Source organism: [Scytonema hofmanni] UTEX 2349 (genome assembly GCF_000582685.1).
Taxonomy (GTDB): Bacteria; Cyanobacteriota; Cyanobacteriia; order Cyanobacteriales; family Nostocaceae; genus Hassallia; species Hassallia hofmanni.
Genome location: NZ_KK073768.1, coordinates 576,414 through 590,622 on the forward strand (window position 1 = coordinate 576,414; position 14,209 = coordinate 590,622).

8 protein-coding genes and 1 pseudogene are annotated in these 14,209 nt (G+C 43.1%); 5 read left to right on the forward strand and 4 right to left on the reverse strand.

What is annotated here, in order from left to right; all coding sequences use genetic code 11:
* A pseudogene (locus TOL9009_RS45285) lies at positions 1–2,902 on the reverse strand (translocation/assembly module TamB domain-containing protein); the annotation flags it as partial.
* A 217-nt stretch (positions 2,903–3,119) separates the two neighbouring features.
* Here TOL9009_RS45285 and TOL9009_RS0107610 point away from each other — a divergent pair.
* The 3 genes from TOL9009_RS0107610 (at position 3,120) to TOL9009_RS0107620 (ending at position 8,070) form a co-directional block, all read left to right on the forward strand.
* Positions 3,120–3,545, forward strand: coding sequence for a DUF3110 domain-containing protein (locus TOL9009_RS0107610; protein ID WP_029632274.1), 426 nt, complete (start codon positions 3,120–3,122; stop codon positions 3,543–3,545).
* A gap of 86 nt (positions 3,546–3,631) precedes the next feature.
* Entirely contained in the window at positions 3,632–4,561 is a 930-nt protein-coding gene (gene murQ, locus TOL9009_RS0107615) for an N-acetylmuramic acid 6-phosphate etherase (RefSeq protein ID WP_029632275.1), read from the forward strand.
* 785 nt (positions 4,562–5,346) lie between these two features.
* A complete protein-coding gene (locus tag TOL9009_RS0107620) occupies positions 5,347–8,070 on the forward strand; it encodes a family 10 glycosylhydrolase (protein ID WP_029632276.1) in 2,724 nt (907 codons plus the stop codon).
* Between the two features lie 170 nt (positions 8,071–8,240).
* Here TOL9009_RS0107620 and TOL9009_RS49100 read toward each other — a convergent pair whose 3' ends face one another.
* From TOL9009_RS49100 to TOL9009_RS0107640, 3 genes are all read right to left on the reverse strand, one after another.
* A complete protein-coding gene (locus TOL9009_RS49100) occupies positions 8,241–8,465 on the reverse strand; it encodes a DUF4351 domain-containing protein (RefSeq protein ID WP_242055719.1) in 225 nt (74 codons plus the stop codon).
* A 770-nt stretch (positions 8,466–9,235) separates the two neighbouring features.
* Positions 9,236–10,555 carry a TIGR03279 family radical SAM protein gene (locus tag TOL9009_RS0107635; protein WP_029632279.1) on the reverse strand — a complete coding sequence of 440 codons (1,320 nt, stop codon included), beginning with the start codon at positions 10,553–10,555 and terminating at the stop codon, positions 9,236–9,238.
* A 152-nt stretch (positions 10,556–10,707) separates the two neighbouring features.
* Complete coding sequence (locus tag TOL9009_RS0107640; protein WP_029632280.1) at positions 10,708–11,667, reverse strand: undecaprenyl-diphosphate phosphatase; 960 nt, start codon at positions 11,665–11,667, stop codon at positions 10,708–10,710.
* A gap of 750 nt (positions 11,668–12,417) precedes the next feature.
* On the opposite strand from TOL9009_RS0107640, the gene TOL9009_RS0107645 reads away from it, so the two are divergent.
* The gene (locus TOL9009_RS0107645) at positions 12,418–13,191 is read left to right on the forward strand and encodes a DUF3120 domain-containing protein (RefSeq protein WP_029632281.1); all 774 of its coding nucleotides are present in this window, start codon (positions 12,418–12,420) and stop codon (positions 13,189–13,191) included.
* 450 nt (positions 13,192–13,641) lie between these two features.
* Positions 13,642–14,082, forward strand: coding sequence for a photosystem II complex extrinsic protein PsbU (psbU, locus tag TOL9009_RS0107650; protein WP_029632282.1), 441 nt, complete (start codon positions 13,642–13,644; stop codon positions 14,080–14,082).
* Positions 14,083–14,209: the final 127 nt, after the last annotated feature.

A 14,209-nucleotide genomic window follows, 5' to 3' on the forward strand; every position in this document is an offset into this window, starting at 1 on the left:
GACCGTTTAAATCACCTTGTAACTGGGGTGGTACTGATGGCAAACGCTGCAAAGGCACATTATTTGCTTGAATTTGAGCTTGATATCGATTATTAGCAAGTTGAATATTTGAAGCTGTAACCGTACCCTTACCAAAATTCACCCGCGCTTCACCGGTAGCTTGAATATTTTGCCGTTGGGATGGTTCCAAACTTCCGGCTACATTAAATTGACCGTTTAAATCACCTTGTAACTGGGGTGGTACTGATGGCAAACGCTGCAAAGGCACATTATTTGCTTGGACTTGCGCTTGATATCGACCATTGGCAAGTTGAATATTCGAGGCTGTAACTATACCCTTACCAAAATTCACCCTTGCCCGACCAGTAGCTTGGATACTTTCTGGTTGAAAGGAAGTAGCGCTCCCTGCCACATTAAATTGACCGTTTAAATCACCTTGTAACTGGGGTGGTACTGACGGCAAACGCTGCAAAGGCACATTATTTGCTTGGACTTGCGTCCGATATACGCCATTAGCAAGTTGAATATTTGATGCCGTAATTGTACCATTTCCCACATTCACCCGTGCCTGACCAGTTGCTTGGATGGTTTCTGGTGTAATTGATTCAGCGTTTCCTGCCACCTGAAACTGACCGTTTAACCTTCCGTGAAAATCCTTAGCTGCGGGTGCCAATTCTTGCACAGATACATCATTTGCCCGCACTTGTGCTTGATACACCCCATTAGCAAGTTGGATATTTGCCGCTGTGACTGTACCACCACCAACGGCTAAACGTGCATTGCCCGTAGCTTGGAGAGTTTTCAGGCTAAAATTATCTCTGCTGGTTGCGATTTGGAATTTACCCGCCAAAGGTGCTTGTAAAATAGGTGGTGCCTTTTTCAATACTCGTCCCAGTCGGACACCTTCTGCAATTAATTGAGCGGAAACGTTTTGGTCTTGGAAGTTGATGTTAGAAATTGCAACAGTACCACCACCAATTTGAACCCGTCCGTTTTCCGAGTCAATTTTGGCAATTTGAAACGGACCCGTAGTGCCGGATAATCTGAAACGACCGTTTAAATCTACCCCGGCAAGAGAGACATTTTGCATTGGAGAGACGCGATTAATCGCGTCTGTACGTTCTTGTTTGTCTACAAATGGTTCTAACTGCACACCTTTAGTTTGAGCTACAGCTTGCCAGCGTTGATTGGCAAAACTACCGTTTGCTAGTACTGTACCCCCAGCTACACTAGCAAGCACATTGCGGAAAGAAACGCTTTTATCTGGTGCGATCGCTACTTCACCAGTTGTCGGGTAGGTAGCTTGTGGTGCTTGAAAATTTACCACAGTTTGCACATTATTACCACCGCCACTCAAATTAGCATTACCAGAGATAGTGCCGATTTGCACATTTGACGTATTTACTTCATAAACTTTTGCAAATACGTCTCCAGGCAGATTTTTGGCACGGAAATTGACATTAATTTGGGGAACTTGACCAAGAGCGATTGTGCCACCACCAGTTACATCGCCGCCTAATTTTACCTTACCTTGAATATCTTTAAGGGTAATTAGGGAAGCAGCAGTGGAAAAATCAAATTTACTGCGGAAGCTGTCTAAATCAACTTTGTCAATTTTGGCAGATTTGGTGCTGACAACTGTACCTGAGAGAAATGGCTTAGAAATTCCCCCGCTAACTTGCAAGTCAGTTTTTACTTCTCCACTTACGGCTAAAGGCGATTTTACCTTGAGAGTTTCTAAAGCATTAGCTACAGTTACAGATTGCGATCGCGCTGTCAGCTTAAACCCATTTATTGTATCGATGATGCCATTAGCTACTAATGGTATTTTACCGTAGCTAGTCGCCACATTATCAACCTTGATTTGCGTACCTTGGAAATTGAGATTTCCTTGGGAATTGACAAATGGTTGTGGCACTTTGGGAATTTGAAATCGCACTCCCTGTAAACTAGCGCTTCCTTGCAGTAAAGGTTGTTTTTTCCCGTTTAATTCAACTTGTAAATTTCCATTTGTTCGCCCTGCCTCTAATATCAGTGGTAATTTAATCACACTAGTGATATCAGAAGCAAGGAAATCTTCCGCTTGAACCTTTAACTTAGCTTGTTGTATCCCTCCTCCCTCTATACGCACATCTCCCCCAAGGGCAATTGTACCCCCAGTATCTGGTACCCCTTGCACGTCAAACCTAATCACTTTGTTGTTTTCCAGAGGTTGGGCATAACCGTTAAGCTGCGAAAATGCAACTGTTGGAGCAGGGGAAGCAGGGGGAGCAGGGGAAGCAGGGGGAGCAGGGGAAGCAGGGGGAGCAGGGGGAGCAGAAGAAATTTCCCCTTGTCCCCTTGTCCCCTTGTCCCCTTGTCCCCCTTGTCCCCCTTCTCGATAGGGTACTAAAACCAACTTGGCGTTACTAAAGTGAATTTTGCCCAAATCAGTCTTTATAGCGCCGCTTTTACCTGGTGGTGCGATGCTAGTAGTAATCCAGCGCCCTTGTTGATCCTGTTCGATGTAGAGATCCGGATTGACAAGGGTGACATCTAGCTTTAATGTACGCTTAGTGAGTAACTGTAATATATCAAAACCTACATCCACCCCACCAATTGTCACTCGGTCGGGATCTGTAGGTGTTGCCGGAATTGCTGAAGATCCAAAGCTGACTCCAGTCAGAGAAAATCCTTTAACTTTCCCCAGTTGAACTGGACGGTTAAGTGAAGTGGTAAGGTTTTGTTGTGCCAGCGGTGCTAACTCTTGTTGGACAAAAATCCATAATCTCCAAGCACCACCGATAAGTCCAACCAATAAAAGTCCACCCAAGCCAATACCACCGCGACTTAACACTAGAAACCAAAAACGTTTATTAGCACGAGCATTAGAGTTAGGATCTTGATGGGGAGAGTTAGCCATTTAGTTTTAATATATTATTCGGCGGATGTAGCTGGTACACAAAAGAAAGCTAACGGACACTCTATTTGATATGTCATTACCAGGATACGCCAACTCAACCAGTGATACAGGATAGAGTAAGAGGGCGTATAAACGAGAATTAATGACAAATAACTGTTAAGAGCTTGATGTATGGCGATATTCGGACTGTCAAGAAAATTTTATTAATCAAGGACTGATGATTACACCCATGCGTGTTTTTGTGTTAATTTTTAATGCGCGAACTGACAATGAGGGAATTCACTCCATTCGGGTAGGCGATCGCGAGAAAATTCTGATGTTCGAGTCAGAAGACGACGCTACTCGCTATGCTCTGTTGTTAGAAGCTCAAGATTTCGCCTCACCCACAGTAGAAGCGGTAAACGCCGAAGAAATCAAAGAATTTTGTGAAAGTGCTAATTATGACTGGGAAATCGTCCCGGAAAACGGCGAATTAACCATTCCCCCAGAAATAAACGTACCAGAAACCGACTGGCAACCAAATGCCCCAAAACAGAACAATGATGAACAATCCCAACCTCCCAATCAAGCGCAGTCAGAACAACCAGAATTTTCGGATTCGGAAATAGACCGCATTCGTCGGAAATTGGAAGGATTGTTGTAATTAGTCATTAGTCAATATTTAGATGACAAAAAACAACTGACTGTTAATAGTTAAGGGATAATTAATAGATGTAACGGATGTAGACAATGCAAAATTTGCAGGAGCGCGGGCATCTTTTAACTGAGCAGGTAAATCCTCATAGTCTAAACTTAGACCAGCTCAGTTGTTTGGAATTCGTAGAACTATTTAACAGCGAAGACCAAAAAGCTGTGGCTGCGGTTGAGAAAGCCAAAAATCAGCTAGCCCAAACGATTGAATGCACCGCAGAACGTTTGCGACATGGAGGACGTCTGTTTTATATCGGTGCGGGAACCAGTGGTAGATTAGGAGTTTTAGACGCAGCCGAGTGTCCTCCAACTTTTTGTACACCTCCAGAGTTAGTACAGGGGGTAATTGCCGGTGGTGCAGGGGCATTGGTACGCAGTTCCGAAGATTTAGAAGACCGATCGCAAGATGGAGAAGCTGCGATCGCTCAACGACAAATTACACAACTAGATGTAGTCATCGGGATTACTGCCGGGGGTACAACGCCTTTTGTTCATGGTGCCCTTAATGCTGCTCGTCAGCGGGGAGCCACTACTATTTTTATGGCTTGTGTCCCTGAGGATCAAGTTAAGATTAATGTCGATATTGACATTCGCCTCTTAACAGGACCTGAGGTGCTAGCTGGTTCAACTCGCTTAAAAGCTGGAACAGCAACAAAGCTAGCTTTAAACATCATTTCTACAGGAGTGATGGTCAAGCTTGGCAAAGTTTACGGCAATCGCATGGTCGATGTCGCAGTGACAAATCAAAAGTTACGCGATCGCTCTTTGCGAATTTTGTCAGACCTTACAGGCTTAAGTCGTGAAGACGCTAATTTGTTACTAGAACGCAGTGGCAAGTGGGTAAAATTAGCACTATTAATGCATTGGACTGGTTTGGAAAAAGAGGAGGGCGATCGGCTCTTGTCAGAACATCAAAGCAATCTCAGAGCAGCCATTGAGGCAACAAAGCAAAAGGGAGAAATCTCATGAAAAAGGGACTGGGGACTGGGGATTAGGGACTGGGGAGACTTTCCTTACTTGGAAGGGGATTGGGACCCACACACGAGTTTTAAAGAAAACTCGCGTCTGCGTCCCCAGTAAAGAGTCCCCAGTAAAGCGAGCGCCATACATGACTTAGACTTGCTGCGCTAAGAGTCGGGGAAACAATCTTGGCGACCCGTTAAAACCAGCAACTATTAGCTAATATCTAATCACTTTTTTTACTCACCAAATTTCACAATAGCAGGAAGTCTTCCAAAGTTCACAGGCTTAGGCTCCCTGCTAATTTATTAGGAAAATTTATTACAGTATTTTAGATCAAAATTCAAGTAATTATATCATGTCCGTTTAATTAACAATAATAAAAACCTACCTGCCGTCGTAGAGACGTTCCGGCGGAACGTCTTTACATTGTAAATAATTTACCAGGCATTAAATTATACCATTTGCCGAAAACTTTGATACAAATAAATTTTGTAGAGACGCGAAATTTCGCGTCTTTATACACCAAAATATGTTGGTAATGACAAGCTTTTAGGGTAGAGCTATATGTACAAAATCCGCTTCGGCTCTGCGGACTATCAACTATGTGGTATAAATTTCAAGATGAAACCTTGATTTTTCGACACTGTTTAGGCGATCGCTATTGAACACCTTAAGAGAATTATTAAAGGACTTCCCGGTAATTGCAACCATAAATTACTTCAACCCATCATTGCTGGGTAATTTTCCATACATTAGTCTAAAGTCGAGTAGTCAGCGTGAGGAGTCAAAGCGTGAGGAATCAAGAAAAACAAATAAGTAAGAAGCAAAAAAGCCAAAAGAGAAAATTGCTAATAGCTTTTACCCTTTACTTTTTACCTTTTGCCTTCTTTAAGATTAAGCCTGCGATCGCGGCTACCCAAAGCCCGATATTAACGATAGTGCAGAGCCAAGAAAATACTAATCAGTGGACAGGTATAACAAACCGCTTGCAAGGGGCTGGGGTAAAGTATTGTGTAATTTCCTTGACGAATGTCAGGAGTGCGGCAGATTGGGGCGATCGCCAAGTATTATTTTTACCGAATGTAGATACATTAACACCCGCACAAGCGATCGCTCTAGAAGAATGGGTGAGCAAAGGTGGGCGATTGATTGCCTCAGGACCTGTAGGTACTTTATCAGCACCGGGAGTGCGGCAGTTATTGCAAACACTCTTAGGAGGTTACTGGGGATTCAGCCTCAATGATGTACAACAATTGCAACCCGCAAAAAACAACTTACAAAATTGGGCAAACCAAAACGGACTTTTTGGTAAAGTGCGTGGCGGTGTTGTCGTTGCTGATAATGCAAACAGTAAAGCTGCTGCTGTTTGGAATTCTAAAGATAATCCCGCCGCCGTTGTCACAACTGAACGATCCACCTTTTTTGGCTGGCGTTGGGGAGTAGATACAGCTTCATCTTTGGAGTTAGATACAGCTTGGTTAAAAGCCGCTGTCAACCGTCATGTGAAAGAAACAGCAAATGCCTCAAATAAAATAGAAGGCGGTTCGCCAATCTGTTCGACATCGATTGCCGTTGCTTCGCCAACTCCTGTAGAGACAAAGACGTTCCGGCGGAACGTCTCTACCACTCCCCCTACCCGCGCCTCTTTTCCCGCCCCTCTCGTCGCCACTGCACCTCAATCTAGACCGATTCCTAATGTCAACCCCCCAAAGTCAGAAGAAGCGATCGATCAACTAGAACAAGCGGTGCGTCTGGATGTTGTCCCCAACTCAAATGCACCGATAAGTAATAGTGATGCGATCGCCTTACAACAAGAATTAGAAAATCTCATCGGTCGAGTTGACAGCGCCAATTTAACCGCCAACGCCATTGACAACAATTCCCCAATTGTCAAGCAGGCACAACCTACCCAAGTCGCATCCACACGACCGGGAGTGCCAATTTCTACTACCGAACAAGCCAGAAATATTGCCAAAAACTTACCTCAATTAATTGCCCAACAAAAGTACGCCGAAGCGCGTCAGCAATGGATTCAAGCAAAAAGCAACTTGTGGCAACAATTTCCTATCGATCGCCAATTAGCTCAACCAGAAATTCGCGCCGTCTGGTTAGACAGAGGTACAATCGTCCGCGCTAAAAACGAGCAAGGGCTAGCTGAGATATTTGATCGGCTGTCCAAAGTCGGTATTAATACCGTCTTTTTTGAAACTGTCAACGCCGGTTATACAATTTACCCCAGTCAAGTTGCGCCCCAGCAAAACCCCTTAATTCGGGGTTGGGACCCTTTAGCCGCAGCAGTGAAATTAGCCCACGAGCGCCACATGGAATTACACGCTTGGGTTTGGACATTTGCGGCTGGCAATCAGCGTCACAACGAAGTTATCAATGCTCCTGCTAATTATCCAGGACCCGTCCTAGCCGCTCATCCTGACTGGGCAAACTACGATAACCGGGGTAACATGATTCCCCCAGGACAAACTAAGCCATTTTACGACCCGGCTAATCCAGAATTGCGGCAGTATTTACTTAAGCTTTATGAAGAAATTGTTACTCGCTATGATGTAGATGGGCTGCATCTAGACTACATTCGCTATCCTTTCCAAGATCCAGCCGCAGGCAGAATTTACGGCTATGGTAAAGCTGCCAGAGCGCAGTTTCAACAACTTAATGGCGTAGATCCAATTAGTATTTCTCCGTCTCAACGGGATTTGTGGCAAAAGTGGACAAATTTTCGCACCCAGCAAGTTGATAGTTTTGTTGCTCAAGCTTCTCAGGAGTTGCGACAAAAGCGACCTAATTTAATTGTGTCAGTTGCTGTATTTCCTCTGCCAGAATTAGAACGGATTCAGAAAATTCAACAGCATTGGGAAGTTTGGGCAAGACAGGGAGATATAGATTTAATTATCCCCATGACTTATGCCTTAGATACTCCTCGCTTCCAGCGACTAGCACAACCTTGGATTGCTTCCACAAAATTAGGTGCAACTTTGTTAGTGCCGGGAATTCGCTTGCTTTCTTTGCCGGTAATTGGTGCATTCGATCAAATTCAGGTAATCAGGGATTTGCCAGTTAGCGGTTACGCATTGTTTGCTGCGGAGAATTTGACTAACGACTTACAGAAAGTCTTTGGTAATACTCAAGGTAGCATTCGGCAAAATGAAATTATTCCTCACCGTCAGCCTTTTAAAACTGCTGCGGTGCGTTACACAGCGCTGCAACGCGAATGGAAGTTTGTCTTGCAAAACGACCAATTGCGTCTACCTGAAACGACACTTTCAACTTTTAACAGCCAAACAGAAGTTTTGCAAAGTGCTTTAGATCAGCTTTCTGCCGCTCCTTCTGCGAGTAAGTTAATTGCGGCAAAAGCAACACTTACTCGCTTTAAATCTCAATTTCGCATTTGGATGCGGCAAGAAAATATTGATAATCCTTATCAAGTTAGAGCCTGGGAAAATCGCCTCGCTACTATTGAAAGGTTGTTGCGATACGGTGAGCGGGTAGAGTTGCGACGTTAGGAATTGGGTATGAGGCATGGGGCATGGAAAGAATTTTATTATTCTCATTGCCCATTGCCCTACGAAGAACGCCGCCACCGATTAAGCCAATCTACCTGACCAACCCAATCTGTTCTCCGGAGCAACAGCTTTTAAATCTAAAATTGTCTGAAAAAATAAATACAATTCAATTACTGTTGCGTAAGCCAACTAGTTAAATCAGCAACCGAAGTAAAATCAAGTAATGCCTCACCCAATGCTTCCAATTCTTCAATTGACAACCCGCGCAGACGCTCAACTTCAGTGTCCGAGACATTACCCAAACGGCGATTGAGCAAGCGAGTTATCAACGATAATGCTTCTTGTTGCTTTCCTTTACTTAAAATATCTTGATAAGTCACGGATTCCTGCATCATGTCCTCCCTCAGAAATTGACGAATTAAGTCTTTCTCGAACCGCAAACCAGCTAAAATATCAGCACACGAAGCAATATTCTGTCGCTTATTGTTATCTGAAATTCTAGCAACCCTTTCTCCAACCTGCGAAGCGCAAAGTTCTAGGAGAATCAGTACGTGTTAATGGTGCAAACTGTAACAACGCTGGATTATCCAAAAAGAATATCGTTTTGAAGTACCCAAACATCGTGTTGAAGTACCCAAACATCGTTTTGAAGTACCCAAACATCGTGTTGAAGTACCCAAACATCGTGTTGAAGTACCCAAATATCGTTTTGAAGTACCCAAATATCGTTTTGAAGTACCCAAATATCGTTTTGAAGTACCCAAATATCGTGTTGAAGTACCCAAATATCGTTTTGAAGTACCCAAATATCGTTTTGAAGTACCCAAATATCGTTTTGAAGTACTCAAACATCGTGTTGAAGTACTCAAATATCGTTTTGAAGTACTCAAACATCGTGTTGAAGTACCCAAACATCGTGTTGAAGTACAGTCCATTTCAATAGATATCTTGCACCATTCTCGATTAGCAGCATAAATCGCCTGGAAATTAATTTCCAGGCTCATAGCAAAAGTCAGTTAAAACTGACTGAAAGCCTTACTAAGTCTTCTGCGCGAAGACTTTAGCTATTAGCCTTAGAATTCATTCTGAGGCGGTTGTTGGGACTGGTGCAAGATATGAATTTACAGTGTTGATGATTTAAACTGATAGCTAATCGCGCTCCAACTTAATCAATACAAGTATTGATTAAATCTTCCACACCGGCGACTGGTAAGATTTTTGTATTCAGTTGGCTAGCTACTTCTTCAATACTCATATCATCTAAAAATATCAATTCACCATGTTTGAGCATAACTTTCGGTAGCAAAATTCCTTCTCCTAAATCTTGCCCTTGTAAGTTTAAAAGCAAATCATGACCAGTTAGCAACCCAGTAACGCTGATACTTTGTCCCCAATAATCGCTCTTCAAAGCACGCATATTTACTTCTAAGTTTTCTACAGAATTCAATTGCTGTAAAATCGGTTGAAATGCTTTTTCAACTGCATTGCCAACTACCCAGGTAAACTTTCGTGCGTTTGAGATTTTTGGCGGTAATAATTCAGCAGCAGCGATCGCAAACTGCTTGAGAAATAAACGAATCGAACCGACACCGTTATCTATTTGCGGATAGTCGTTATATTCAACTTCGCTGGGTAATTCTTCACCAGCAATCAAAAACCACTCATCAGCTAACCAAGCGACGTTAGAACCGTATTTTTTGCTAAATTCTTTTTGAAGCGATCGCACTTGGGAAATCACTTCTATGGCTTTTTCTTCACTTACTGGTATAAGTTCATCTTTTTCTAAACGAAATCGCGTCAAACCCACAGGTACCACCGCTACAGATGCTACCCCAGGAACTTCCCCAGTAGAAAAGGACGCTAAATCTCGCAATGTTTGTTCTAAATGTTTGCCGTCATTTATACCAGGACAAACGACGACTTGAGCATGAATTTGCAATCGTCTTTCTTGAAACCAGTTTAGTTGTTCTAATATTTGTCCCGCACGGGGATTTTTCAACAATCTAATTCTAATTTCTGGTTCAGTTGCGTGAACCGAAACATATAACGGAGATAGTCGCATTTTTTCAATGCGCTGCCATTCTCGCTCTGGTAAATTGGTAAGAGTTAAGTATGAGCCATACAAAAAGCTCAAGCGATAATCATCATCTTTAAAATACAAGCTTTGTCGCTTGCCTGGTGGCTGTTGATCGATAAAGCAAAATGGACAACGGTTATTACACTGAATTAAATTATCAAACAGTGCCGTTTCAAATTCTAATCCTAAGTCTTCGTCGTAGTCTTTTTCGATTTCAATGTGATGAGTTTTGCCTTTTTCGTCTAAAACTTCTAATTCGAGAACTTCATCAGCGCACAAAAACTGATAGTCAATTAAATCACGGGGATGCGTACCATTGATAGCAACGATCGCATCCCCCACAGCAAAGCCAATTTCCGCAGCGATGGAATCTGGTAATACACCAGTAATTCGGGCAGGATGAGTCATTGGATAGTGGATAGTGGTTAGTGGATGGTGGATAGTAGTTAAGAGTTAATGCATTTTGGTTCGTAGATCAACCAACAACCAACAATTATCAACTATCAACCAACAACTATCAACCAACAATTATCAACTATCAATCAACAACCAACAATTAACTAACTATTTTTCAATATTCCAGTAGCGATCGCACTCAAGATTGCTGCTCCAAATGCCAAGCGATACCAAATAAACACCCATGTGCTTTGAGTTTTAAGGAAGCGCAACAATCCGGCGATCGCTATATATGAAAATACACCAGCGGAAATTATACCAGCAACTAAAGGAACTATCGCTTCCCCAGTTAACCCTAGTGAGAGAACATCTTTTAGCTCAACTAATCCAGCTAAGGTAATCGCTGGAATCCCTAACAAAAAGGAAAATCTTGCTGCTGTCTCTCTTTCTAATCCCATAAATAGTCCCGCTGTTAAAGTGGAACCAGAACGAGATACGCCAGGAATTAATGCTAGAGACTGCGCTAAACCCATCAATAAGCCATCTCCCATAGTCAATTTATCAAAGTTGCGTTGGCGTTTGCCTAATTTTTCTGCTACACCGAGTAATATAGACATAGCAATAGAGGCAATAGCGATCGCTGATAAGCTTCTGATCGGTGAATTATCAAAGTCGGGAATCAGCTTTTTAATCAAAAGCCCAAAGAAGATGATCGGCAGTGTTCCTAAGATAATTCCTAAACTGAGACGAAAGTTAAAGTCATTGTAATCTTTTTGGGCGATCGCTCTTGTCGCTCCTCTAATAATTTGCACCAGATCCTGCCAAAAATACCACACAACGGCGGCGATGCTACCAAGTTGAATTACGGCGGTAAAAGCTACCCCCGGATCACCCCAACCTAGTACCACGGGAACAACTTTTAAATGTGCTGTGCTACTGATCGGCAAAAATTCAGTCATTCCTTGCACGAAGCCTAAAACAATCGCTTGCAAGATATTCATTTGTTGCACCCCTGATGCTGCTGCATTCGGTTGGGTGCTAATAGCTTTGAGCGGGAATGCGGCAAACGAGGTGAAAGCGGATGCTGCACTTAAAAGAACAAATAATTGACGTTTTGATACCATCGGATAGTCAAGGATTAAAGGTTAACAGTTAAGAGTCAACAGTCAACAGTCAACAGTTAACAGTTAATAGTGAAAAAAACCTGCACTTTGGATTGTTGACTTTGGACGGTTGACTTAGGGCTATTAAGTATTGTTCATAGGACTTAGGCAAAAACTGGGAGCATCCCAACGAAAGCCGCAATACCCTAGAAGGGTATCGCTATAACAAAGCCTGCCGACCCAGGCTCTAAGACTCATATAGCCTGCGTTCGCGTAGCGTGTCGTAGACAAGGCAGGCTTTGTTCGTATAGCCCCAGGAATAGGAGCGCCTGTGGGCGTTTTTGCACTCGTTGGGATGCTCCCCAAAAACTCTCCCAAACTTGGTGTCGTGCTTGTTGCTACAACTTGAGAGGGCGACGATGCAGTCCAAAGAAACATAACAAACAAGAGGGAAAATAACCAACGCACTGGCTTGTGTCTGTAAAAGTGCGATTCGTTTTTCTCTAATTTTGCGTAAGTCCTAATTCAATAGCGCAAACGCGATCGCACCCAGGATTGCTACTCCATACTAGACAAATATCCATTAATCAGACTCCCACACTACCTACGTAATCTTACCGAATTATCTATCTTTACGCCTCTGTTGTCCTTCTGTCCGGTTCAGATAATTTTAGCCAATTAAAATTAAAGTAAAATCAACATGCCCCCATAGGGGATTTATTGTTGTGATATCTTAAATAATATAAAGTTAAGTAAACAATATTAAAAACTTTGATTAACAATACATTTTCTTCTTACGCGGCTTCTAATCCTTTAATTAATGCCCTAGAGACGGAAACGGTGCAAAAAAGCCGAGAAGAGTTAGAGACAGTACTGTCTTTGAGTCCCTCATTAGGAGTGATGGCACCGTCTCGCCAAGGTTGGTTAGTGTTTGCGGCTGCGGTATTCTTAGTATCTGTGCCCGTGTTTATCGAAGCGCCGTTAGTGCGATCGCTACCTTTATTAAGTTTTGTATTAACAGGATTTTGGGTTTGGCTAAGTTTTAGATTAATGTCAAATTCCGCAACTCATATTTGGGGAGATTTACTACTAGGGTTCAGTTGGAGTTGGTTAGCCGGCTCAATTTATTGGGGCTGGTTGCGTTGGGAACCGTTATGGCATTTGCCAGTAGAGTCAATTGGGCTACCATTTGCTTGTTGGTGTTTAATGCGGAATTGGGGCAAAGTCGGTAACTGGTTTTATTTCGGTTCTTTACTAGGCACAGCTTTGACCGACGTGTATTTTTACCTGGTAGACTTAATGCCTTATTGGCGGCAAATCATGAGTGTCGAACCAGCTTTCGCATCACCAATTCTGCACAGTGCTGTGGCGCAAGTAAAAACACCTTGGGGAGAAGCCTGGGCGCTAATTCTCGCCGTTATTTTGTTGAGTGCTGGCGTTTTGCCTTTGATTAAAAAACAACGGCATTGGTACGCCTTTAGTGGAGCGGTGCTGAGTACAATTTTGGTAGATACCTTATTTCTGCTAGCTGCCGTTGCCTCTTAAACCGGACTAGGGAGGGGGAAAGGGGAAAAGGGAAACCCCATACCCCATATTTAATGTGGAGGGGCTTTATACCATGTGGGGAAAAGTTTTTTCAACCTGACTTTACCCGGATTTCTCACCAAATTTATGAAACCCAAGTCCAGAGGCTGTAGGGGCGGGTTCACGAGATATTCGTGAATGATTGAAGCATATTTGTGAACCCGCCCCTACCGTTTTGTGAGAAATGCGGGTTTACCCCTTACCCTTTCCCCTTTTTGCCTTCTTAGTAAATATTGTGGATATTAATACGCTGTATATTAGTTTCTGATGACTGCTGTGTTTATTTGCGTTATGAGCATAGGATTGAGGATTGTCCTTTGTCGTTCTTTTGACGAATGACGAGCGATCGCTCTCTACAAGTGCTCTTTTGCTTAAAACTTTAAATGCAATTTGATGGAGAGGTAAAAAATTGTGAAAAGATTGGTGCGTTTATTAACAGTGTTTAGCTTGTTACTTGGCTGCTGGGGATGGTTGGGAACAACTCAGATAGCCCAAGCGAGCAATATCAATGGTGTAAGTTTGCAATTTGTGCCAGTTCTTGCAGTTGAGTTCACTCAACCAACGCAAAATAAGGCAGACCAAAAACTAGCAACGGAATTTGGTAAAAAACTTGACTTAAATAACACCAACGTCCGAGCTTTTCAGCAATATCCAGGACTGTATCCTACCCTCGCTAGGAAAATCATCCAAAATGCTCCTTACCAAGAGCTAGGTGATGTGTTGAACATTCCCGGATTAAGCGATCGCCAAAAACAAATCCTGCAAGCCAACCTAGATCACTTTACCGTGACCGAGCAGGAAGCCGTCTTCAACGAAGGAGACGATCGCTTTAACAACGGTATCTACAAATAGAGACTGGGGACTGGGGACTGGGGACTGGGGACAAGGGGACAAGGGGACAAGGAGACAAGGAGACAAGGGGACAAGGAGAATAATTCTTCTTTCTCCCCCTCTCCCCATCCCCCCCTCTCCCCATCCC

Coding starts and splice junctions, on each gene's coding strand:
- TOL9009_RS0107610 (WP_029632274.1), top strand. CDS start 3,120: ATGATTACACCCATGCGTGTTTTTGTGTTAATTTTTAATGCGCGAACT.
- murQ (WP_029632275.1), top strand. CDS start 3,632: ATGCAAAATTTGCAGGAGCGCGGGCATCTTTTAACTGAGCAGGTAAAT.
- TOL9009_RS49100 (WP_242055719.1), bottom strand. CDS start 8,465: ATGATGCAGGAATCCGTGACTTATCAAGATATTTTAAGTAAAGGAAAG.
- TOL9009_RS0107635 (WP_029632279.1), bottom strand. CDS start 10,555: ATGACTCATCCTGCCCGAATTACTGGTGTATTACCAGATTCCATCGCT.
- TOL9009_RS0107640 (WP_029632280.1), bottom strand. CDS start 11,667: ATGGTATCAAAACGTCAATTATTTGTTCTTTTAAGTGCAGCATCCGCT.